At 57.7% G+C, this 24,092-nt stretch carries 17 protein-coding genes and 1 pseudogene; 5 read left to right on the top strand and 13 right to left on the bottom strand.

Annotated features, from left to right (window positions below; genetic code table 11):
* Nucleotides 1–65 precede the first annotated feature (65 nt).
* From H0I76_RS11200 to H0I76_RS19430, 8 genes and pseudogenes are all read right to left on the bottom strand, one after another.
* The gene (locus H0I76_RS11200) at nucleotides 66–1,064 is read right to left on the bottom strand and encodes a polysaccharide pyruvyl transferase family protein (RefSeq protein WP_325166443.1); all 999 of its coding nucleotides are present in this window, start codon (nucleotides 1,062–1,064) and stop codon (nucleotides 66–68) included.
* Nucleotides 1,065–1,093: 29 nt separating this feature from the next.
* A complete protein-coding gene (locus H0I76_RS11195; protein WP_200609947.1) occupies nucleotides 1,094–2,044 on the bottom strand; it encodes a glycosyltransferase family 2 protein in 951 nt (316 codons plus the stop codon).
* Nucleotides 2,045–2,172: 128 nt separating this feature from the next.
* Nucleotides 2,173–3,402 carry a glycosyltransferase family 4 protein gene (locus H0I76_RS11190; protein WP_200609946.1) on the bottom strand — a complete coding sequence of 410 codons (1,230 nt, stop codon included), beginning with the start codon at nucleotides 3,400–3,402 and terminating at the stop codon, nucleotides 2,173–2,175.
* Between the two features lie 366 nt (nucleotides 3,403–3,768).
* The gene (locus tag H0I76_RS11185) at nucleotides 3,769–5,031 is read right to left on the bottom strand and encodes an ABC transporter ATP-binding protein (RefSeq protein ID WP_200609945.1); all 1,263 of its coding nucleotides are present in this window, start codon (nucleotides 5,029–5,031) and stop codon (nucleotides 3,769–3,771) included.
* Nucleotides 5,031–5,870, bottom strand: a complete 840-nt coding sequence (locus tag H0I76_RS11180) for an ABC transporter permease (RefSeq protein WP_200609944.1) — start codon at nucleotides 5,868–5,870, stop codon at nucleotides 5,031–5,033. Before H0I76_RS11180 ends, H0I76_RS11185 begins: the two co-directional genes overlap by 1 nt.
* Nucleotides 5,871–5,981: 111 nt before the next feature.
* The gene (locus H0I76_RS11175) at nucleotides 5,982–6,347 is read right to left on the bottom strand and encodes a MarR family EPS-associated transcriptional regulator (RefSeq protein ID WP_200609943.1); all 366 of its coding nucleotides are present in this window, start codon (nucleotides 6,345–6,347) and stop codon (nucleotides 5,982–5,984) included.
* 246 nt (nucleotides 6,348–6,593) lie between these two features.
* On the bottom strand, nucleotides 6,594–7,535 hold the full coding sequence (locus H0I76_RS11170; RefSeq protein ID WP_200609942.1) for a glycosyltransferase family 2 protein: 942 nt from the start codon (nucleotides 7,533–7,535) through the stop codon (nucleotides 6,594–6,596).
* Nucleotides 7,536–7,807: 272 nt separating this feature from the next.
* Nucleotides 7,808–8,202 (bottom strand): annotated as a pseudogene (locus H0I76_RS19430) (integrase core domain-containing protein); the annotation flags it as partial.
* Nucleotides 8,203–8,610: 408 nt separating this feature from the next.
* Here H0I76_RS19430 and H0I76_RS11160 point away from each other — a divergent pair.
* From H0I76_RS11160 to H0I76_RS11145, 4 genes are all read left to right on the top strand, one after another.
* On the top strand, nucleotides 8,611–10,833 hold the full coding sequence (locus H0I76_RS11160) for a GumC family protein (RefSeq protein WP_200609941.1): 2,223 nt from the start codon (nucleotides 8,611–8,613) through the stop codon (nucleotides 10,831–10,833).
* A gap of 101 nt (nucleotides 10,834–10,934) precedes the next feature.
* On the top strand, nucleotides 10,935–11,852 hold the full coding sequence (locus tag H0I76_RS11155; RefSeq protein WP_200609940.1) for a phosphoenolpyruvate carboxykinase (ATP): 918 nt from the start codon (nucleotides 10,935–10,937) through the stop codon (nucleotides 11,850–11,852).
* Between the two features lie 466 nt (nucleotides 11,853–12,318).
* On the top strand, nucleotides 12,319–13,392 hold the full coding sequence (locus tag H0I76_RS11150; protein ID WP_234455256.1) for a nucleotidyltransferase family protein: 1,074 nt from the start codon (nucleotides 12,319–12,321) through the stop codon (nucleotides 13,390–13,392).
* Nucleotides 13,393–13,910: 518 nt separating this feature from the next.
* Nucleotides 13,911–14,765, top strand: a complete 855-nt coding sequence (locus tag H0I76_RS11145; protein WP_200609938.1) for a class I SAM-dependent methyltransferase — start codon at nucleotides 13,911–13,913, stop codon at nucleotides 14,763–14,765.
* Between the two features lie 130 nt (nucleotides 14,766–14,895).
* Here the strand turns inward: H0I76_RS11145 and H0I76_RS11140 are convergent, their stop codons facing one another.
* From H0I76_RS11140 to H0I76_RS11120, 5 genes are all read right to left on the bottom strand, one after another.
* A complete protein-coding gene (locus H0I76_RS11140; RefSeq protein WP_200609937.1) occupies nucleotides 14,896–15,438 on the bottom strand; it encodes a transcriptional activator RfaH in 543 nt (180 codons plus the stop codon).
* A 511-nt stretch (nucleotides 15,439–15,949) separates the two neighbouring features.
* A complete protein-coding gene (locus tag H0I76_RS11135) occupies nucleotides 15,950–16,465 on the bottom strand; it encodes a FecR family protein (RefSeq protein WP_200609936.1) in 516 nt (171 codons plus the stop codon).
* A 255-nt stretch (nucleotides 16,466–16,720) separates the two neighbouring features.
* A complete protein-coding gene (locus tag H0I76_RS11130) occupies nucleotides 16,721–18,994 on the bottom strand; it encodes a CHASE2 domain-containing protein (RefSeq protein ID WP_325166442.1) in 2,274 nt (757 codons plus the stop codon).
* Between the two features lie 90 nt (nucleotides 18,995–19,084).
* Nucleotides 19,085–19,534: a hypothetical protein gene (locus H0I76_RS11125; protein WP_200609934.1), complete on the bottom strand. Its 450-nt coding sequence runs from the start codon at nucleotides 19,532–19,534 to the stop codon at nucleotides 19,085–19,087.
* Nucleotides 19,535–19,868: 334 nt separating this feature from the next.
* Nucleotides 19,869–21,251 (bottom strand): polysaccharide biosynthesis/export family protein, encoded by a 1,383-nt coding sequence (locus H0I76_RS11120; RefSeq protein WP_200609933.1) that lies wholly within the window; start codon nucleotides 21,249–21,251, stop codon nucleotides 19,869–19,871.
* Between the two features lie 413 nt (nucleotides 21,252–21,664).
* Here H0I76_RS11120 and H0I76_RS11115 point away from each other — a divergent pair, with 413 nt between their 5' ends.
* Nucleotides 21,665–24,076, top strand: a complete 2,412-nt coding sequence (locus H0I76_RS11115) for a YjbH domain-containing protein (protein WP_200609932.1) — start codon at nucleotides 21,665–21,667, stop codon at nucleotides 24,074–24,076.
* Nucleotides 24,077–24,092 lie beyond the last annotated feature (16 nt).

The following is a 24,092-nucleotide window of genomic DNA, read 5'->3' as shown; positions in this document are numbered from 1 at the left end:
TTTTGGGTCTTAATTCGGATCTTTTCTTTCAAAATCACTTCGACGCGCAAAATACCTCAACACCTCTACCTAATCCACCTGCGAATTTTCAGAAGACCGGAAACCCCTGGTATTCCCCTTAGACTTCGGAAACTCCGAGAACGAAGACGCTTAGCCGCTCTCGACTCGATCTCATGTTTCATGAACGACGCCACCCTTAGCGCAGAGAGTCTCTGCTCTTCCCTTACCTCGAGCAATTGCTCACGAGCGGGCCATTGATCGACGGTGTGCAGTCGCTCCAGCAAGTTATTCACCGAGTCTGATGGGACCAGCGCACTCCGAAGATCAATTTGAGAAAGCAGATTCTGTAACTTCTTTGTATTATCGAGTGCTAGAAAAGGGACCCCTGCTTGCACCGCAAAAACAACAGCATGAAACCGCATCGCAATAATAAGCTCAACTCGACTCGGAATCGTTGGATCAAATGAAGCGCCAATGTCGCGAAATCCCGCCCTCTCAAGGGCATGGACATCTGACGATCGCCTAAAGCATAGTGGCCAAGCCACGGGCGCTAAACCAGCCCCCTCAGTCAACCTGACCCACTCCAGCTTATCCCATGCAGTTTTCTCCCAAGGTCTAAGGTTAACCGCAACCGAGCCAGGTTTCTTCTCCAAATCAAACACAGCCGGATAGAGCCACGAAATATCCGGCCCAACAACTATTTCATCGTGCTCTCCCAACCAAAGTTCACTCTCCTTATCCCTAACCCAGATCAGCCCCCCGGACTCAATAACCGCATTAAACTCCTCCCGAAATTCCGGATGGTAGCTGACATTTATGCCGCAACAAAAAACTGGAACGCCCGCACGTCTAATCCACCTCCGCATATCGCTAAACACGCCGTTGACTTCATTCGCAATACTCCCCCCGCCCAAAATTACATAATCCGCCCATTCTAGAAGATCATTTGGAGGCGCGCCATAGTGGTGTGGAAAGAAGACTAACTCGTGATCGAAGAGCCACCGCTCAATACATTGCATCAGCCGATCATCACCAGCATTGTGCTGATGATACCACCCAAACACCGCCCCGCGAAAAGTCAACAAAGCACCCCTTAATAATTTCTCATGAGAATCTTAAGCAGTTTCGCTCTCGCCGTCTCAGCACGTAAATGACCAACGGCTTGCGCAAACAGAGCAAATTCGTGCCTTGGGTGTGGTGATCCCCAAAAGGACAAGCGATCAGCACAAGCGAAGCCGAGACGGGCTTCTTCAATAAAACCATATCTAAACGCGCCAACGCTCGCAGCCCTCACGCGTTCGGCTAAATATCGACGACGCTTCCTACAAATCCTGTAAACATCCGAAGAAAAAAGTGTCGAAACCAGTTGTAAAAAAAAATCCACCATAAACTTTGGATCTACCGGTTTATTCGAAATTCTATCTCCATCGTGATTGCGGTGCATATATAGTCTCTCATCTAAGAGTAAAATTCTAGCGTCCGCCGCTCCTAAGCGAATGTGGAAATCACGCTCTTGCGCTCTATTGAGCCCCGGAGTAAACCCCCCGACCCTCTCAACGAAGCTACGTTTTATGAGCGGCCCTTCAGTAGAAAGGCCTTGATGTAAGCAATAATAAAACGGGTCTGAATTTCCCGGCTCCATAATCGCGCGTTTCTTTGGACGAACTCCATCTTTATCCCCAAATAAGTATCCCTTACAAAACACTAAATCTGCCCTTCCGCTCGCAAGCGCTGGAATCTGACGCTCAAATTTATTCGCAATTAATATGTCATCAGCGTCTAGAAATTGGATTATGTCGCCCTTGCAGCGCTTCAACGCGACGTTTCTCGCGACATTTGCTCCAGATGCCGGTATCCTGAAAGACTTAATTGCGCTACCATAACTCGAAATAACATCTTGCGTATTATCGGACGAACCATCGTTCACAACCACAACTTCGATATTTTGATAAGTTTGACCCAACGCACTATCAATCGCGTCACCGAGAAAATTACCTGAATTTCTCGCTGGTATAAGCACGCTGACGACAGGCCCTTCCTTCATCTCAATAACAGTGCCACCCTGCGCCGCTTCGAAAATGCCACTCAGAAAACGTATACAAAATTAGAATATACATTACGCGAGAAATTGAAATTAAGACTATTTTTTAGACGTTCTTCCGATCTCTTCATTTATCTCGCTCTGTTTCTCATTTTTGACGCCGCCACAGCGCGCTGGTAAAATTCCAAATGTCCGGTAACCGCTGATTCTGGCGCGAAACGACGCATCGCGCTCTTCGCACGACCACCAATTAATTTCAATGTGTCGTCCGAAAATCTCCACACAGAATGAATTTTTTCTTCCAACTTCTTCTCACTACCTGCCTCCACAAGGAAGCCAGACTGTGTATCTTCAATTAACTCTTCAAAACACGTTCCTTGGGTCGCAATCACTACGCGTCCCAACGCCATCGATTCTAAGCATGTGTTTGGCAAATTATCACAGATCGACGGTAAAATCACTAATCGCGCATTCGCAACGATCTCAAAGAGTTCATCACGTTTCTTTGCTGGAGACACGTAAAGACGATCACTATACTCAGACAGCAAATCTTTTATGTATTCCATCATACTACCGCCATTTGGCGAAATTCCATCATTTCCGACAAATGCGATGCGGAAGTCAGGGTAGTTTTCGAAAATTCTCTTCACAGAGCGGCCTAGAACATCAACTCCCTTCATTTGAGTTTGCCTGCCAAAGAAAAGCGCGAATGGTTCGCAGAAGAATGGTTCCAACGCGCGCTCACATGGCGAAACTTCTCCATCGATTGAGAAAGGAGAGCCAATGACACTAACTTTCTGCAAGCCGTATTCTCTTTCGGCCAAGTGGGCCACATAATTTGATGGAGCAAAGACATGAGACGTTCCCTTGATCGCAATTCTTTCCATCCACCAGCGGACACGCACTCCAGGTGTAATTGGTATTCCCGAAGCAGTATCCCACAGAGGGCGAAAACTAGAAAGGCGCGTTACAACGGGTAACGTTCTTTCATATCTGAAAAACAAACCTACTGACATGACATTAGTAACCTGCACGATATCAAAATTCTCCAGGCGCTTTAAACGTAACCAGTAGCGCCAGATACACCAAGCTGCTTTAAAATCTTGGTATGGGATATAATACATGCGCGGGATTATCGGATCGATGTGATCTAGACGCATTTTTTGGTCCCACCTCGGGACCACGCGGTGAATTCGAACACCCGATTTCTCAATCACGCCATCTGCGCTTGATCTTGTAATGATGTGGACCTGATGGCCGCGCTTCGTTAGAGACTGAGTTATTTTGTCTAAATAATTTGCCAGTCCACCGTGAAAGTTCTCTTCTGTTGTGAATTCCATTGTGATGAAACAAATCTTCATTGCTGTTTTTTAATTTTTATTTTTTGACGCGTTGCCGCACGGGGCAAGAATAAAATGCGACCGATGCCGAATAGATAAATTCCGCGAGGCGAGACGTTTAAGCGCTCATCGGAGCTCCACTGCGAAAGAATTGCTGCCTCTCCGGGATTGCAAACGTCGGCGGCGGGAACACTGCGATCGTTTCGCACGAGTTTTAAGTAGTTCGACAGTCCCTGATCTCGCCCAAGATACCCACAGTCGGTCGATCGCCATAGGTTAAATCGGCTAATCGATCGAGTTGTGAAGTTTCTTAAAGTTGTACTTTTGGAGCGCCAGATGTAATTTTTTGTTTACGGTTAGGGTGTATTTTTATAATGACGCGATTTATTATTTTATTTTGGTCACTCTCCAATTTTGCTGAAAATGCAATAGTCCTGCTCCTTGTATTTTTGGAAACGGCTCTATTGAAGGCGTTGATACAGAAAAACTTAGCGCATTTTCAATTACATCGATCGGCATCTTTTGCGTCACTTCATCCAGTGACAGTTTTATATAATATTGTCCGGCAGCGAGTGAGGCGCCTCCAATTCCACATGTAAATGCCAATTCATCTCCTTGAGCAAAATAGCCAAGCGTATTTTCATCGTTATTCGAGAAGAGTGTCGTTATACGGAGTCCGTCTCTGCTCGTTATCGCAATTCCGAGTCTCAAACTTCCCTCACCTCTACCAACGCGAACCTTTATCTTGAAGGTTATCGATGCGCCGATTGGAAAGTGATTTCTGCTCAGCTCTTCTTTCGACGAAACCTCGGCGAATACTATTCTGGATTTAGTTTGGAGATGAACGGCATGGGGTTCATACACATCTCCGCCTCCTGGACGCTCGCCACTCGAAATATAAGCCTTTATGCAGTTGTTGATGTTATCTTTCGCAACGATCTGTCCATTTTGAATTAAAATTCCGTTTGTACAAAGCTGCGACACAGTGTTTAGGTTGTGACTCACGAAAATTACTGTGCGCCCAGAATCGGCGATATCGCTCATTCGTCCAAGGCATCTCTTTTGAAATTCCGCATCGCCGACTGCAAGTACTTCATCTACAATTAGTATTTCTGGCTCGACAAAAGAAGCGACTGCAAAAGCGAGCCTCGCGTGCATGCCACTCGAATAACGCTTTACTGGCGTATCGAGGAATTTTTCTACGTCAGCAAAAGAAACAATGTCATCGAACTTACGTCGAATTTCTGTCCGCGACATTCCGAGAATCGCTCCGTTTAGGAAGATGTTCTCGCGGCCGGTGAGTTCCGGATGAAACCCGGTGCCGACCTCCAGAAGCGAGGCCACGCGACCGCGGATCTCGGCTCGCCCCTCCGTGGGCTCGGTTATGCGGGAGAGGATCTTTAAAAGTGTCGACTTCCCCGCACCGTTGCGCCCGATGATGCCGACGACCTCTCCCTCGCGGATGTCGAAGGAGACACCGCGAAGTGCCCAAAATTTTTCGACCGTCGGATCGGTGTTCTTGCTTGCACCGAAGAGACGACGGGCTCGGTCCGTGATCATCTCACTGAATCTGTCGTGGCTTGGCGCGACTTCGTGGCTAATCCTATAGGCCTTGCCGAGCCCTTCGGCGCGAATGATTGTGTCGCTCATCAGATTACGTCCGCGAACGTCTTTTCTGTGCGTCGGAATCTGGTGATGCCGAGCCAGAGGAAGAGACTGATCGCGGCCAGCGAAATCGCCAGCCCAGGCCAGTAGACAGTGGCTTCGGCTCCGAGGATTGCCCAGCGGAAGCCGTCGATCACGCCGACCATGGGGTTGAGTGCGTAGATCATAAAGAGCGCTTCGCCGAGCTTCTCGCGCACGATCGACGTTGAGAATCCGACAGGGGATATGTAGAGCCCGAACTGAACGATGAACGGGATTACGTAGCGGAAATCGCGATATTTGACGTTGAGGGATGCGAGCAGAAGACCTGGTCCTATCGCCGCGAGGAAGGCGATGCACGTAAATACAGGCAGCGTCAGCAGGCGCCAGCTCGGCCAGAAATTGTAGATTCCCATAAGTGCTAAAAGGATTACGAAAGCGATCAAAAAGTCGATGAAAGCCGTGATTACCGATGCCGTCGGAATCACGAGGCGTGGGAAGTAGATCTTTGAAATTAGACGTGCGTTGCCGACGAGTGAGTTCCCTGACGCCGAGAGCGAATTGGCGAAGAACTGCCACGGCAACATCGCCGCATAAACCATTATCGCATAGGGTGCGGCTCCCTCTGACGGGAGCCCTGCCAGCTTGCTGAACACAAGCGTCATAACGATCATAGTGAGGACGGGTTGCAGGACCGCCCAGAGGACGCCGACCACGGTCTGTTTGTAACGCGCCGAGATGTCCCGCCAGGCGAGGACGAAGAACAGCTCTCGATAGCGCCAGAGGTCACGCCAGTACTCCTTGTCGGCGCGGCCTGGTTCGAGAATCAGGGTCTTCTCCTTCAAGGCCTAGGGCAGCTCTCTGAATTCAAAGGCTCAGGTTGTGAGCCCTCGTGAGAGCCCGCAATGCTGGTCGCGGAGAGCTGCGTCACCAGCCGCACCGAGACAGATGGCTTTTCAGCCATTCGAGCGCTTGTGTGGATCGAGTTCCTTCGACAGCTCTTCGATCTCCGCTTTCAGTTCATCATATTCGGCTTGTTTTCGGCGCAGAAACCCCGCCGTGAGGCTGGCTTTTGCGGCTAATCCGGCGGGCGTGAGGAGGTAGGCATACTGAAGCTTGTTTGGCGACACCCTGAAGTTCTTGATCTTGACCTCGCCCTTCTCGACGAGCGCCTGGATGCAATAGTTGAGCTTGCCCAGACTGACCCCCACTTCTCTTGAGAGCTGTCGCTGCGAGATCTCCGGATTCTGCTCGATCAGGCGCAAGATCCGGAATCTGATGTCGTCGTGATTGTTGGGCAATGGGTGAGCGAGCGACGCCATAGTGCGGAGACAAAGCTACCGCACGCTGGGTGACTCGGCGCCCCTCGGCAGTTTTCGCAACAGTACGCTCGCAGGAGCGTTCATATTTGAACGCTAGCGGCGCGCGAGACCGCGAACAAGTAACAAAAAGGGAAAGATTTCGAGTGGTCAGGGTTTCCCGGCTCCCATCAATCTGATCTGCCCGCGTCTCAACTCCGTGGTTCACTTAAACTCAAGTGAAGCGGGAGGGCGCCGCAACTGCAGACCCTACCGGCGACCCGAGAAGCGTGAACGCGGTCCGGCTCTCACAGCTTTCCGCGCGGAGAAATACGCTTTACCAAGCCCGAAGACGGCGATCGGTATGCGCCAAAAATGCACGAGATTCCATTTTAGAAACACGGTGCGGCGCAAGACCCAGTTCCAGAGTAGATAAAGCCGCCACCCACGCTGCCCGTGCCGCAGAAGAAAGATCCACCCGCTTAACGCTTTATCATGCTCTGAAAACCTTGAGCTTTGTACGGAAAGGCGTAGCCCTCCCGCTTTGGCCTGCAGATGAATTAATTCAGGTGATGGGTCGAAGATAATTTTTTTTCCACTATCGTGCAATCGGATAACAAAATCATAATCATCTCCGTAACTTGCGCCCTGAAAATTTTCATCAAATCCACCAATTTCCATAAAGTTTTCGCGCCGAACTGAGGAGTTGCACGTGCAAAACGTGCAAACTTCTTGCCGAACTTTAGAATTACGGGGAAAAGTAAGCGGCTGTACAGCCGGTGGTATTCCATCTACTTCAATTGGATACTCCGGCCCTTGAGCGAGCGCATGAATATCGGCGCTCCTGGACACCACCTCACGACCACAGACTGCCGCTATGTTTTCATCTTTATAGTTGCGCATATGTTTTGCAACAAACCCATCATCTTTAATTATAACATCATCGTCAATAAAAATTAATACCTTTCCAGATGAAATGGCAGAGGCTTGCTGTCTTGCGCCCACGACTCCCAATGTGGGTATATTAATCCACAAAACTCTAGAGTCATCCAGGATTTTTTTTCTCAAATACTCAAACTCATTGGGCCAATTTTTGTTTTGGTCAGCGACAATAACCTCAAAATCTTCGTAGTCCTGATCCAATATATACATAACAGTTTCAATAATAAGCTCAAAACGATTGATAGTTGGGATAATTATGCTGGCCTTCATTTTGATTTAATCTATATATATTGCTGTGTGTATTTCATTTAACATATTGACCCCCGAATTCGCGGGATAAATTATAACCCTCATGGACCAATTGTGCCGTCGAGTCCAGAATTTTCATGCCCTCGCGATCAGATGGAGGTGACTGCCGCTTCACGCCAAACATACTTCCCTACACCATCTCCGAGCGGCCCAGATTAGTCGGTCGAGTATAATTACTAATGCATGGCGGTCGTGCGGTCCATTGAGGTGATCATCTCCGGCGCAGGCGGGCGCTATCCGAGAGCACTGCGCGACCGGACGGTGTTGTATCGGCGGCACCGCTGCTCGATCAGGATCTGTGCTTCTCGCAGCGAGTACAAGACCTCGGCGTTGAGGGACTCGTCGCGGAGCCTCCCATAGAAGCTCTCCCGGCACTCGTTCCCCCGGGGTGATCTGGGGTCGATTTAGGCGGTCTTAGCGCACACGGCAGTTATCCAGACCTGCCCCTCTCAGCGAAGAACTCAGGCCGCTATCTGAACAAATGAGGCCGGGCACGCCGCGCAGGATGAACAGATCCGCCAGAAGATCGATCACATCAGTCGATGTTCAGCTTGCGTCTGCCCCGGATCGCAAGAGATTGTCTGCCCTGGATCGCAAGAGATTCACGGATGAATTCATCCAGGATGCTTGGGCTAGCAGGCAAACGGGCTGCCCCGACCGGAAGTCGCGCGGCTCGCTACGGAAGCCTATTTCACGGAACGGGACGTTTACGCCCAACGGGTTTAGGACTGCTGCACGGCAGATCGAAAGGCATCTCTGACAGTATGCCCCGAGCGTCCGCCTGCAGCTCTCGCGCGGCAACGGGAGTTGTCGAAACGACCGATTTACTGCATGATGAGAACTGAATGATAACTCTTCGTGATTAGCGCCCAAATGGCGTGACACCTTCGCTAGGGTTGACGCGACGCCGGTGTACGCAAGACGTTCGGCGGTTTTCGAAGGATCGTTCAACGTCTCTGATCTGAGTGACGGAACAACTTGGCATGCGTAGCGTAACGGCGGAAGTTGCCGCGAAGGTCCAGAAGGCAGTGTACCGTTGAACTTCAAGCCCAATGATCCTTGGCGAGAGCCGAAGCGCTCACCACCGGCTTGGAGCGCGGGTGACAGAGTGCAATCTTCCGGGCCGCCGCTCGAGGGCGAAACAGACGGCCTCGACATTCGTGCGATCCTTCATCTCGTTTGGATGAATAAGTGGTTTATCCTGCTTTGCGGGCTGATCTGGATGGCACTCACCGCTTGGGAGGCGTCAAAGCAGGTGCCCCGTTACACTGCTTCGGCGCAAGTCATCCTGAACGTAGGTAACGATCAGGACCCTCTCGGGATGCCGAACCGCGCTCGATATTACATCTCCAGCGCCGCGAGCATCAACACCGAATTGCGCAGGCTGCAATCCGAAGAACTAGTGCGACGCGTGGTCCGAGCCCTCGAACTTCAGAACCACTGGGAATTCAATCCTTCGATCGCTCCTCCGCCGCAGGCACCGTCGGCCTCGTTGCTGGATAAGCTATTTTCTGCGGTGACCGAACCATTCCGCGATGCGACTCCGCGCCGCTCCTTCACCCTAGCTCCCAACTCACCAGAAGCAGAGGAGTCTGCGGCCGTGAGGGCGCTGCGCGATGTGGTCTCAACGCGCCATGTCGAAGGCTCGTACGTCTTCCTCATCTCAGCCCAAACACTTTCACCAGAGCTGGCGCCTGCGATTGTTAACGCCGTGGCGCAGGAATATGTGGCCTCCCAGCGCGAAAGAAGTTTCAACGAGATCGAAGAATCGATCGTCTGGCTTGGTGAACGTGTCACCGAACTGAAAGCTGAACTGGAAACTGCGGAAGCGAAGGTTGCCGACTTTGCGGCGGATGCATCACTCCTCGGGGAGGAAGCTCTCGTTGCGGGGAGATTGCAACTGAAGGCAATGCGCGACCAGCAGGCGGAGCTCGAAGAGAGCTCCAAGCGTTTGCGACAGCAGATCTCCAGCTTGGAAGAATTCAGGAGAAATGACGATTTCGAAGGTATCGCACGCATCGCAGCCGACCCGCAGCTTCAGCGTCTGGCAAAGGACCTAAGCCGCGATGGTCCGGACGAGAGCACACTTAACGAGTTCGATGCACTCTTCGTTCAATTGATCGTCTCGCTTGGCTCCCAGGCAGAACGCACTGAGGGCCGTGCGCGCGACCTCGCCGCCGCGGTTTCCGAACTCGATGCACAGGTCGGCGCGCAGTCCTCCGATCTCATCACCATGCAGCAGTTGAAACGCGAAGCGGACGCGGCCCGAGTGATCTATGAATCGTTTCTCAGTCGACTGAAGGAGATGTCTGTTCGACAGGGCACAGAGCGATCGGACGTTAGTGTTTTAACGCTGGCGCACGGACTGGGGACGCCAATCTTCACGAACAAGACGCGAGACTCCCTCAAGGGGGGGCTGAAGGGAATAGGCCTCGCCATTATTGTCGTTCTCGCCTTCAACGCCGTGCGGACGAGCATCCGCACGCCTGAGGAACTCGAGGCGGCGAGCGGGCATTCGGTGATCAGCGTCATTCCGAACGGGCCAACACGTCATGCGAAGGCAGTGCTCGAGGAGGTCGTGGAGAAACCAGGCTCGAGGCTTGCCGAAGCAGTACGTAGTTTACGCACGGCAATCCAGCTCTCGAATGTCGATGTCGCGCCGAAAGTGGTGCTCGTGACTTCGTCAGTTCCGGAAGAGGGCAAAAGCGTTCTGGCCGCAGCCCTTGCCCAGACGACGGCACTCGCAGGCAAGCGAGTTCTGCTCGTGGACGCGGATCTGCGCCGGCGCGTTCTGAGCAAATTCTTCGACTCGTCCGGCAAAGATGGGCTCGTGAGCATCCTGAGCGGCGCCACAAGTTTCGAGGACGCTCGCATCATCGACGAGCGAACAGGTCTGCACGTTGTGCTTGCCGAGGGGGGTAAGGTCACGCCCGTGGACCTCTTCGAGTCGGATCAGTTCCAGCGATTGATTTCGGAAGCGCGCGAGCAATATGATCTAGTCGTGTTAGATTCACCACCTGTTCTCGCTGTGCCCGACGCGCGCGTTCTCGCGCAGCATGCAGATGCTACCGTCTACGCGGTCCGCTGGAACCGGACGTCCAAGCGCATGGTGAAAACTGGACTTGGTTCACTTAGCCAGGCGAGCGTGCATGTCTCGGTTCTCGCGCTGACGCGCGTCGATCCAAAGCGGATGGATATCTATGGCTACTACGGTTACGGTACGCGTGGTTACGGCTTGGGGAAGTATTATTCGGCATGACGCGCCGAATGGCAGCGCATCACCGGGCCACGAGAACTGGCTCTGTCCAACGGGGGGAGAGGAAGGCGCCCCGAAAGAGCCGATTGACTATGACATGCCACATGCCTAGTCAGCTCAAGATTCACATTCAGCACGACACGCCGGCGCCAGCGCTCTCAGAGCGATGGCATACGCCATGTTATGACAACCTGAACAAGCTCGAATGGCAGCATCATTTCTCTTTTGAGTGTTACGGTTCGCGGATTTCTGTCCGATCGAAAGACTTTGAACTCCTCGAGCAGTTGCGCAATCGCGTGCCGGAAGCCGCCAAGCCGTATCACGGTGAGGTTGCGGATCAGATCTTCTCTGCTGTCCCGGGTGGCCGGATTCAGCATTCTCGTGTCCGCACCTTTCACATGCTCTACCAGAACCACACGCGACTCGTGAGATCGCGCAAGCAGACCGACGTGATCTCAGGGTTCGAGACGTGGGTTCCGATCGCCGTGGCCGCATGTTCGCCGGATAAGATCTTCGTACATGCCGGTGTCGTTGCACTGGACGGCAAGGCAATCGTCATTCCCGGACGTTCGCACAGCGGCAAGACGACCCTGGTCCGCGAGCTCGTTCGGGCGGGCGCCGAATACTACTCGGACGAGTTCGCTGTCATCGATGACAAGGGCTGCGTGCATCCCTATCCAAAGCCACTCTCGGTGAGGGCGGCGAGCTCGATGGACATCGCGAATATACCTGTCACTGAGATTGGCGGCCGTCAGGCCGAAGCGGCTACCCGAATTAGCCTTGTAATTCTTGCAAACTACAAACAAGGAGCATACTGGCGGCCACGGACGCTCTCATCCGGCGAAGGCGTGCTCGGGTTGATTTCGAACACTGTGGCGGTAAGATTGGAACCTGCCCGATCGTTGCGAACGCTGGCGACCGTCTCGGAGCATGCGCGGATCGTACGATCGGCGCGCGGAGACGCTTCCGAGGTGGCCGAGAGAATACTCAAGATGACTGAACGACTTGCCTGCGTCGCGTAGACATATGTTCGGAGGCGGCTTGGATGACACAGTCTGACTACCCGCGAGCTCGGCGCGAAGGCGTGATTGTCCACGCAGCAGGGGACGATACCGTTGTCTATGAGATCGCGACAGATCGCGCAAATTCTTTGAACGGCGCCGCGTCGGCAGTTTTCAACCTCTGCGACGGCACTCATAGCTTATCGGCGATTGCAGCGGAGCTGGGGCAAGATGAGACAGTCACACGCCTCGCGCTCGACCGGCTCGCGCGTGCGAACCTGCTAGAGAATGCATCGGCTTTCCGCTCTCCGCGCGGTTCTCATCCCTCCCGCCGTGAGATTCTGCGCGGCGCGGGCCTCGGCGCGGCGGCATCGATACCGATCGTGACGTCAATCCTCGCGCCAACGCCGGCTCAGGCGGCGACGCTAGTGGGACAAATTTGCAAGTCTCAGACCTTTTGCGATCCCAATGGAACGACCGGCTTAGTATGTGGCAAGCCGAGGCTCGGCCCCGAGCCCGGCAACTGCGGGTCGGATTACCAGTGCCTTCCAATGAGCGAGGTTGGGGATTGCCCGGTGTGGCCCTTCTAGGACCCGGCATTAGTTTGCGATGGGTCGGCGAACAATCACAGGTCGAGCCGGCCGAAAACAGGCAGGGCGATCTCTTCGCACTCGCAAGGCGCGAGGCCGCCTTATCCTACATCAGCGAGCATTTGGAGGCGACGGGCCTAAGACCGCTCTTACTGAAAGGTTGGGCCGTCGCTCAGTACTATTCCTCTCCCGAGGCACGCGGGATGGGAGACATCGATCTTTGTGCTGAGCCAGGGCTCTTTGAAGCGACGCTGACAACCCTCGAAAAGCTCTCTGGGAGCCCCTCTCCACCCCGATGGGAGATCGAAGACCGAACCAACATCGTGTTGATTTCCGCGGGAGCTCGGCATCTCAAGGTTGTGATCGATCTGCACAGGGATCTTGGAAAGTTTCGACTGGATATTGATGAGGCCTTCTCGCGAGCGAGACCGGCTCTGATCGACGGAAAGAGAGCAATTCTGGTCCCGTGCCCCGAACACCACCTCCGGATCTGCGCATTGCATTTCCTGGGCGACGGCGGGGCGCGCCGACGGTCTCTCGAGGACGTGGCCGCGATCGCGAAAGCGAAGGAAGGCGACCTCGACTGGGAGCTCGCGCTCGGTGAGAACCCGCTGGTTCGCGGCTGGGTTCTCTGTACGGTGCGGCTGGCAGAACGGATGGTCGCACCAGAACTGCGGGATATTGTCCCGAACGCACTGCGTAACATCGTCATCCCAGACTGGTTTATCGACACCGCAGAAACCGAGTGCAGAAAGCCGTGGTCCGCGAGCATGCCACGCCCTAGGCTGTCGCAAACCTTCCGCTCCAATCCGCTTCGCCTACCCGACGAAATCGCCGCGCGCTGGCCAAACCCGATCAGGGCAAGCGTCGACCTAAATCGCGCCTTTGACAATGCGCCGCGCTTCCCGATCCAGGTGACGCATTTTCTGCGCGGTGCGGCACATTATGTATCACGGCGGTTGCGGCGATGAACAACTTCGCGCGGCAAATGCATCCGCGCATCTTGAGTTGTCGTAGCAAACATCCTGACGCCAGACAGGGCTGAAGCAGATTGAATTTCTTGCGGCGCCGACAACTTGAGGATCGGGCTACGGTCTCACCTCTACGACGTACTGACGTTAATGGCCCGTGAGCACGAGTCGATCATTTAATGGGCTTGCACATGCGCGGACACAGATTGCTGGCGCTCTCCTCTCGGCGACCCCGACCCAGGCTTAAGGGCTTAGCGGGCCGACTCTATTACTGTTCCATTTACTTTAATATACGAACACACGAAGACCAAGCAGGCACATATCTTCATTATGTGCTGATTGAGATAATGAAACCATACCCAACCGAATAAGGTGCTCTAGGCGTCAACACTGGCCGCGCGGTTCAAGCGGGCGACAATATCGAACTTTCTTGGTTTATGATGCTTGAACTATCAGATGCAAAGCTGTTCTACTTGTTTCGGCGGTGGCCGCTTTGATTGTTTGCCTTAGAGGTAGCGATGCTGAGCCAGAACCTAAGGAACGCAATAAAGACCAGTCTTCCGTTTCTCGTTCCGATTGTCCGCTCGGGTCGCGAGCGAATTCTTGTTCCTGCCGCCCAAGCGCGCATTGGCATGAAAGAGCGAAAGCTCAGGAAGGCACTTCTCTCCCGCATCTTACAACCCAGCTACCCGTTCTCTGCGCTTCGTCTCCATGGAGATAGCGAAGGATCGGATGCCGCTCGAGGGCTCTACGCCGCGTTCGTTGCCTCGCTGGCTCGACCATCTCAGCTGACCGAGGGTGTGGCGCAGATCAAGGGGATGTCGGGGCTCGCCTACCGAAGTTTCCTCAACTCGCTTGTTGGCAGACTAAATGTTGCACGGTATCTAGAGATCGGCTCCTGGCACGGCAGTACCGTGATCTCTGCGCTCACGAACAACGAATGCGAAGCTGTCTGCGTGGACAACTGGTCCGAGTTCGGCGGCTCAGCCAATGAGTTTCGGGAGAACTTGCGTGCGTTCAAACTGACGGGTCGCGTTCGACTGATCGAGAGCGACTTCAGGCAGGTCAACTTTGCGGACCTCGGCACGTTCGACCTGTTTCTCTTCGACGGCCCTCACTCTGAATCTGATCACTATGATGGGATCGTGCTACCGCAACCGGCTTTGAGCCGTGACCACATCCTGTTGGTGGATGACTGGAACTGGGCAAGTGTCAGGCTTGGCACGCTGCGGGCTCTTTCCACACTTGGCGCTGAGGTTGAGTTTGCGATCGAGCTCCGGACGACGGATGACAACACCCATGCGCATCGCTCGGCTTCGGAAAGCGCTTGGCACAATGGTTTGTTCGCTGCCGTTATCCGGAAAGCCAGTTAAACTCTTCCGCGGACATCGATGGGAGCGGCTCTCGCACTGCCGACTCAACTACCAGTTGTCCGCACCACCCTTGCGCGATAACACCAGCTGTCGCACAAGGCCCGCGTATCTACTCCTGTGGTCGCGCCCCTCACGCTCTGCCGCCAGTTGGCGCCAACTCGGAGGACGGCAGAGAAATCTCCCGCTCGGCGCCGAGAAGTTCGAGGAGGACCCGTGCTCGACCCGCGCCGTCGAGGGCCACGAGGCGTCCGACCTGTCCCGCCAGAGGGCCACTCAGGAGTTCGACCGCTTGTCCCGGTCGGAGTTCTCGCGTGAGGTCAACGACGCCCGCCGGATCGGCGGCCGCAATCAGGCTCTCCACAAGGCCGCGGGGAGCGGCAATCGGGAGCGAGCCATCGGTCACCAGCTGGGACACGCCATAGGTCCCCATCACCGCGCGCCAGGGGCCGCTGGCGAGATCCAGCCTCACGAACAGGTAGCGGGGGAAGAGAGCGGCACGGACCTCGCGTGTTCGGCGCGCGTGACGCACGGTCTTGAGTAGCTTCGGCAGAAAGACCTGGAATCCCTGGTTCTCGAGGTTCGCCCCAGCAAAGCTCTCCTTATGCGGCTTGCTGCGGACCACGTACCAGCGCGGGTCCAACTCGTCCGGTTCCTCGACACTGCCGCGCGTCATCCCCCTCCGCCCCCGGCTCCTTGCGCGGCGCCGCAAGCAGGGCGCTGACACCGCGAATTAAGCAGACGAACCCGCAGGTCCGGCGTCCTCGCAAGCGCTTTCTCCCGGCCCGCGTCAGCTGTCATGCCACCTTCCTTCTGGCCCACCATGACATGCCCGCTCGGGCCGCGGCAGAAATTTTCGAGAGGTCGACCTTCGCCCAGGCGGCTCCGCTTCGATATGGTAGATGCGTTCTCGGCCTAGACGCCTCGACCAAAGGCTGATCTCCCGGATACTCCCCGTCAATTCAGACCCCGGAAATCTCCGGTGTGTCTTCGGCCAGCCGTTTCGTCCAGGGCGCGATGCAGTATGCGCCTGATCAAGCCGCAACCATTGCGGCGATCGCGACCACGTCGCCAGACGTCCGAAACAGCGTTCCGCCCTCGATGTCGCCAAGTTCCGCGGTGCGCCCAGCTACGCCCGACCGCGCTCATGCAGGTTCTTGCAGCCATGGGCCAAGCTTCGGATATGTCTATTGAGCGTCAGCCAGTGTGCAGCGCCCGTTGACGCCACACACGCTCGCACCGCCCTCGAGCAAGAGCAGGTTGGTCTCGCCCGGCGTCACGGAGAAATCAAAGATGGTGCCGCGGACGCCGATCGTCGCGGCGGGCGTCTGGATCAGGTAGGCGTCCTTCTGGCCGCCGCCGGTGATGAAGCGGAAGGCGCCACTGAAAGCCCGAACGACGAACTGGTTGTCGGCAGCCCTGCCCCGGAAGACGAACGAGTCCAGTACCAGGCTGGAATTGGGTCCCACCACCATCCTCGTTCCGTCGTTAAACCGGAACGCGACCTCGCCGTTCCCGTCGGTCGTCACGCGGTCGCCAAGAGAGACTTGCATGCCCGTCTTGAGCGGCTGCTGGCCCACAGTGCCCTCGGTGGTGGCGTTATCCACGACAGCCACCGCCTCGCCGATGCGCTCGGCGTCAGCAACCTCGACCCCGGTCACGGTGACCAAGGCAGCGAGGAAGATTGTGAGGATGCGCTTCATACTCAAAAACTCTCACTCATTTGCTACTTGAGGCGTGGCCTTCTGCAATTCTCGCGCGTGGAGGATATCAAGGCCCATGCGCGCCGGGGCGCCTCATTTCTGTCAAACTCATTAATGCCCTTATACCACCAGCCGTCGCGCCATTCTAGAACGATGACACCCCGATGCACGTGAGGGTTGCTTTGCCGCATCCGCGCGCTGGAAGCGCCGGAGCCCGCCCGACCTGCCATCTCCCTCAGCGATATCTGCCGTGGATCAACTGGCTGGTATGAGTTCCAGTTCGACGGTCTCGGGTGCCGCAAAATCCTCCAGCCGCGTCGGCATCTTGTTGATGAACTCGACAAGCTTGGGGCCAAAACGTCGCGCGAGAGGCCGGCAGGCCTCGAGAGCCTCCTCGATCGAGGACGGATCTCTTCGACCGAGGGCCTCGAGCAGGCGTGCATGCTTCTCCCGCAACGCCGCGAAGTCCGGCGAGCCGCTGACCGTCTCGTCGCCGACCAGCACCATCAGGCTGACGCGGCTGGTCTTCCCCTTCAGCGCAACGCCTCCGGCATCGAGGAAAGCGAAGTCGGGCACCTGTTCGGCGGTCGAGCGGCAGACAACGAGGTCATATCCGACCTCCTTGCATGCCGATTCGGCCCGCGCCGCGACATTGACGGCGTCACCGATGGCCGAATAGTTGAAGCGCTCGGCCGAGCCGACGTTGCCGACGCAAGCTGGGCCGGTATTGATGCCGACGCCGATTTCGATCGGCCCGTCCCGGGCCACGTGCTCCGGCAACCCGAAGGACTGTTCGGCATTCATCTCTTCAACGGCCGCGCGCATCTTCAACGCTGCGGCGCATGCGCGCCTGCAATGATCTGGCTGGCGCAGCGGCGCATTCCAGAACGCCATGACCGAGTCGCCGATGAACTTGTCGATCACGCCGGCCTCTTGAGTGATCTCGCTTCCGAGCCTGCCAAGCAGGCGGTTCAGAAAGCTCACGACCTCTTCAGGCGCAAGACGCTCGCTCAACGGCGTGAAGTTCCGCACGTCCGTAAACATCACGGTCAGATCGCAGTTTTCACCCCCGAGCTGCACGTGACTGTAATTTCGTTCGATATCCTTGAGGACCTCGGGATGAACATAGCGGCTGAACGCCGTGCGAATTCCGCGTTTCTCCCGATCGGTCACGACATAGCGGAAGATCGTCACGACGAACCAGACCGCGAGACCGCTCCCGAGCGGGAAACTGAAATCCACCAGCACGCCAAGATCGCGAAAGCTGTACCACACCCCCAAGGAGATGACGGCCGAAATCGCCGCGCCGACGAGAAGTGCGGTCTGCGCCGTGCCGAAGATCGTCACAAGACTCACCGAAAGGCAGGCGATGATCATCGCGAGGACCTCGGCGGTGCGCGTCCAGTCCTTCCTGACGAGGAACTGCTGGTGGATGATCTGTTCCATCGCCTGGGCGTGCATCTCTACGCCGGGCACGGTTTGTCCAAGGGCAGTCCGGTGAAGATCGAACAGCCCTGTCGCCGAGGTGCCGATAAGGATGATCTTGCCCGTCAGATCGGGTACCAGCGCGGTCAGGCGTTCGTTGTCGAAGATGTCCGCGGCGCTCACATACCTCTCGGGCAGGTACTTGGTGTAGTAAAGAAACAACTCTCCGCGCGGACCGGTCGGGACATCAAACCCGCCGAGCCTCAGTGACTGCACCCGCCCGGCCCCTTCATCGGCGTGGACGACATAGGTCTGGGCGCCCTGCGCGATCCGCAGGGATTCAGTGATCAGACTGGGATAGAGATCTTCGCCGTCGGACCAGAGAAGCTGGACGACCCGGACAGCTCTTGCGGAGTTGTCCGCCCTAAGATTGACGGACCCCACCCCGGCCGCGGCGTCCGCCAGAACCGGCAACAGTCGCGCGCCGCCAGGCAGTTTCGTGATATAGGGTGCGGGATCGTCGCCCGTGAATGCGAAGCCGGCCTTCACTGGCGGCAACTCGGAGACCTGGGAGGACGAGCCGAACCCCAGGACCACATTCCCGCGCCGCAAGGCATCCGCGAAAATCTCGTCGTTGCTGATCTTGCTGATGGTGACAAGGCCACCTTCGGTTGCGCGGGGCACCGGCGCCGGCACCTCCGGACGCAAGTCGCTGGACGTCATGCGGTCCTGCTCGACGAACAGGAAGTCGAAAGCGACAGCGGCCGCACCCGCGGCGTGCAGGCGGTCGACCAGTTCCGCCAACTGGTCACGCGGCCAGGGCCACTGACCGAGCTTTTCGAGCGATCGCTCGTCGATATCGACGATCTTGATCGGTGCGTCGATGTAGGTGCGCGGTTCGGCCCGCTGCAGAAGATCGAAAGCCGTCTGCCGGGCTTCTCGCAGAACGAAGGGATCCAGCACCCGAAGGGTGATCAGGCACGCGATGGCGACAAGGCTTATGAGGATGACGCCGAGGTGATAGCTGAGGAATCTGTGCCATCGGGCGTCGCGCGGTTTCTGCTCGGCGTCCTGCGTCGACCTGATCTTCCTGCTCCGCAGCACCAATAAGCCGTCCTCCAGGTGAGCTCTCGCGTTAGATGTGCTCGCAAATCATGGGCACGCCAGGTGGAGAACACCACACCAGCGTCCCGGTCACTGGTTGGGAGGATTACCCGTTGTCTGTGTGGCGGAAGAGCCGTTGCCGGATGTCGCCACGATAGCGCCGACCACGGCGGCCGGAATGATGACCGCGGCCGCGACGACCGGCAGGGAAATCGCCCCGATCGCTCCGGCTGCCGCGAAACCGGAACCCGCCGCAGCCCCGCCCGCCGCGCCACTCGCGGCAGAGGCGGCGCTGCCAGGATCGATCAAGACGCCAAATCCGGACAGGCAGCGCGCGCGCCTGTTGGGCGGGGCCTGGAACTCCGCGGGCAAGTGCGTGTCGTTGCGGGTCAGATAAAAGGGGTCGACGTCCGAGGACTGGTACTCATCCTCCTCGAGGAGGAAAGGCGTGTCCCCCTTGACGGCGCGGACATACTTGCAGCGCTCGGCTTCACCTGCACCGGCCTGAGGGCCCGGCGTGAGCTGATCACCCGGGGTCACGGCAGCAAGCGTTTCTTGCGCCAATGCGGTGGCCGGCGCCAGCGCCGACAGGACAAGCGAGACCGCGGTAACGGCACCGACTGCGGCTCGAGAGCGGCGTCGCGAGCAAGTGGGGAAAACGCAGGCGCGCCGAGCAGGAGACCTGCCGCATGCGGTATTTGGTTTTACACAGCTCGGACGCTCAGAAGGCATTCCGGCTCCTATGGCTACGCGCCTTTCAGCAGCCTAAGGTATCGTCACGGCGCATCGTTTTCCAGCAGCATCTCCGATTGCGCCGAATTCGGACTGTGCAGAGCCATGCCAGAAAACGGCGCTCACGCGGCGCGGACGGGTGCTAGAAGGCCGCCACCTGGCTCGGGAACTGCAGGAAGAACGACGGGGTGAGCTGGCTCAGGGCCCGGTTCCAGTCGGTCACAAGCTGGGACGAAACAAAGACGAGATCGTTCGGACGCATTCGGAAATCGGCCGCGACCGTCAAGTTGGCCGCGTTCTCCGCATCGAGATGATAGGCCGTCACCCCGCCAACACGCTCGGGATCGGAGGACCGGCGCAACACGTAGATCTCGGCGTAATCGGCCGTCGCGAGGTTCATACGCCCTCCCTCGCCCAGAAGGACGTTGGATAGGCTCATGTATCCCTCGAAGGGCAGCTCGACCTGCGAGTTACCTACCTCACCAGCTATGAAGGCGTAGGGGCGCTGCACTGCCCCAAGCTCGAGGCGCTCCTTGAAGAGGGAACGATCGCGCTCGAGCTTCGCCTCGATCTCGTCCTCGACCGCCTTACGACGGTCGATCTCCGCCAGTTCCTGACCGCGCAGAAGCAGCTGCTCCTGAAAATAGCGCTCTGCCTCGCCCGCGAGATCAGGCGGGAAGCCGACATAGATGCTGTCGCCGTCCAGCAGGACCAACTTACCGAGGCCGGGGTTGCTGAGATAGGTCTGAAGACCGATCTGGTAGATCTCGCCGCCTCGGAAGATCTGGATCTTCGTGATTTCGGGATCCTGCGCAGCGATACCGCCAGCAACGTTCAAAGCCACCTCGAGGCTGAGCGGCTGCAAGGTGATCGGAACGAGGGACGGCGAGCCCACCATGCCGCCGATCGAGACGCGGCGCGAGTTGAACTCGGCGACCTCGAGAGTGAAGGCGGGCCGAACACCGGCTGCGACGAGCGCCTTGAAGATCGCCTCTTCGGCATCTTTCAGCGTCATGCCGTCGACGCGAATGCGCCCGACATCGGGCACGGCGATCGCGCCGTCGTCCTGGACCGTGTAGCCTTCACGCTTGGATTGCGAGGCGATCAGCGCCGGCAGGCCGGCAATGGTCGTGCCCTCCGAACTCACGCTCAGCAAGAGCACGTCCCCCAAGCCAATCCGGTAGGGGCCCGGGTCGACCGCCGGCGGGATCCGGTCAACGACGGGAGCGGGACGGGTCGCCCTGCGCGCGGTCGGCGCCGGCAACGGGCGGGCAGTTCCGTAGGACGCCAGACGGACCGTCTCCGCGGCATTCGGCTGGAAGGCTACCGGCAGGCGCGGCGGGATATACGGCTCGAGGTTTGCGGCAGCCGCCGTTTCGTAGTTGAGCGGCACGACCTGCACATCGAGGTCAGTCTTGTAGAATGGAGCGTTCTTCCCCTCGCTGACCGCCGGAACCGTGTAGATCACGCCACAGCCCGTCAGGCCAAATACCAGTGCGCAGAGAAGTCCCGCCCGCAGCGGCATGAGAAGCCCCCCATCAACCGACCTTGGTCACCAAGGGTTTTCATACCATCCCATGGGGTTGCGGTTAAGCGAGACTTCCTCGGCCACCAGACTCGACGGGGCCCTGCCGTCATTCTGTCACATCCGCGCCGGGTCCATGGGGTGGCCACGCAAGGCATGGGGCTCCTTGAGCGCGGTGCTCCTTCGGCGGAGCGGCGGAACCGCCAGGGCACCAAGGCTCGCCCTGTGCCATTCTGGCACAACGCCGATCCGCCGTCCGCTCGACTATGGCTCAGGCGCTTGCTGGCCCACATCACAAAATGTAGTGTTGCCACGTGTTGGGGAGGGAGCCCTTGGGCAGGGGTCGTCTGCATCCGCTCGGAGCGTTCCATAGCGCGTCGGTGACGTGCCTCGCCACGGTTCTCGCTCTCGTGATGTTTGCTGACCGAGAGGCACGCGGCGAGGAACCCGAGCCGCCACCGCGCCCGACGCACAACATCAACGGCATGACAGGCCTCATCGACCTGCCGAGTGCCGACATGCAGCCCGATGCCCAACTGTCGTTCACATCGGGATATTTCGGAGGCTTTCTGCGCAACACGCTCTCTGCGCAGATCTTCCCCGGCGTGGAGGCCGCCTTTCGCTACTCGATCCTCAACGATTTCTTTGGACCGGGCGAAACGCTCTACGATCGCAGCTTCGACGTGAAGTTCCGGTTCATCAGAGAGGGCCCGGAATGGCCCTCGGTGGTCCTCGGGTTCCAGGACTTCCTCGGCACAGGCATCTACTCGGGCGAATACTTCGCGGGAACGAAACACTTTTTTGATGGCGACCTGGCGATCACCGGTGGCATCGGCTGGGGACGCTTCGCGGGCACCAATTCCGTCGGAAACCCGCTCTGCTTCAACGACAACACGTTCTGCACCCGCGCCGGGCCGGCCGACACTGGTGGCACCGTCAACTTCGGCGATTTCTTCTCGGGCAAAGACATGGGGTTCTTCGGCGGCCTCTCCTGGCGAACGCCGATCGATGGGCTGGTGCTCAAGGCCGAGTACAGCGACGATGAGTACACCCGCGAAGGCGGCCCGGCGGGGTTCGAGCCCAACATTCCTCTGAACTTCGGGGCCGAATACCGACCTCTGGAAAACATCGGCGTCGGCGCATACTACATGTACGGCTCGGAGTTCGGCGTGCGCGTAACCATCAGCGTGAACCCGTTCGAGCCGCTTCTGGACTTCGACGACGAGCCGGCGGGAAGACCGATCCAGCCGCGCCCAGCCCCGGACCCGGCCGTGGCGGCACCTCAGCTTGGCGACCTGCGCAATGTCATGACGGGCTCCCCGGCAATGGTGCGCTACGAGGACAGCGGGATCGAGAGCGTCGAAGTCGATACCGGGCCCAACGGGCTGCGCTGGGCGACAGCGACACTTCCCAGTGCTGCGGATTACGTTTGTCCGGACCAGGCCGCGAAGGCGATAGACGCCGAATATGGCCTCATCGATGCCGTCACGTTTCGCCACGCCGACGGCACACCGATCTGCACCGTCGCGCTGCGCCAGGCGGGGCAGGAAGCGGTGCGTGCTGAGGTACGGAAAGGGGCGGATTACCCGACCGACTGGTACGACGACGAGGCTGGCCGGCAAGAGATTGTCGAGCAGCTTGTGGTCGCGCTGGACGCCGACCAGATCGGCCTCTTCGGCATCGATCTCAAGGCGCGCGAGGTCTCGGTCTACATCGAGAACCAGAAGTTCCGCGCCACGCCACGCGCCGTCGGTCGCACCGCTCGCGCACTTGCAGCCGTCATGCCACCGTCGGTCGAGTTGTTCGAAATCATCCCGGTCGAGAACAGCCTGCCCGTCGTCAGCGTGATGATCAAACGCTCGTCGCTGGAGGACTATGTCGGACGCCCCGATGCGGCGCGCTCCGTCTGGCTGTCGGCCAGCGTCCAGGACGCCGAGCCGAGGCACTGGCGCGATGTTGGGCGAACCATGGACCTGTTCCCGCGCCCCTACTGGTCACTCGAGCCCGCCGTGCGGGTCAACTACTTCGATCCGGACTCGCCGGTGCGTGCGGACCTCGACGGTGTCGTGAGCGGCGGTATCGAGTTCCTCCCCGGGCTCAGCGTCAATGGGAGTGTGGCCAAACGGATCGTCGGGAACCTCGACCAGATCGAACTCGTGAGCGACTCGGTCCTGCCCCGCGTCCGCTCGGACAATGCTCTTTACCTGCGCGAAGGAGATCCGGGGATCCAGAGATTCACCGGCGACTACCTGAGAAAGCTCGACGACGACATTTACGGGCGCCTGTCCGTCGGCCTGCTCGAGGGCATGTTCGGCGGGGTGAGCGGCGAAGTGCTTTGGCAGCCGGTCGAGCAGAGCTGGGGGCTCGGCCTCGAAATGAACTGGGTCAAGCAGCGGGATTTCAACCAGCTCTTCGGCTTTCGCGATTACGACGTGTTCACCGGTCACGCCAGCCTTTACTGGGACACCGGATGGTACGGGGTGAGCACGCAAGTCGACGTCGGACGGTACCTGGCCGGGGACTGGGGCGGCACACTGACGGTGAAGAGGCGCTTCCCCAACGGATGGGAACTTGGCGCCTTCGCGACGTTCACCGATGTCCCCTTCTCCGAGTTCGGCGAAGGCAGCTTCGACAAGGGGCTCATTCTCACCATCCCGCTCAACTGGACGCTGCCCTTCGAGACGCGGTCGACCATCTCAACGATCGTGCGCCCGGTGACCCGCGATGGCGGACAGCGCCTGATCGTCTCGAACCGCCTCTACCCGATCGTGCAGGATATGGGGCGCGCGGAGCTGCGCGACGGCTGGCAAGGGTTCTGGAAATGAATGGGTGGCTCCACGC

The sequence above is a fragment of the Thermohalobaculum xanthum genome, from assembly GCF_016623495.1.
Lineage (GTDB): Bacteria > Pseudomonadota > Alphaproteobacteria > Rhodobacterales > Rhodobacteraceae > Thermohalobaculum > Thermohalobaculum xanthum.
The sequence above is the reverse complement of the archived record's forward strand: the minus strand, read 5'-3'. Positions and strand labels throughout refer to the sequence as shown.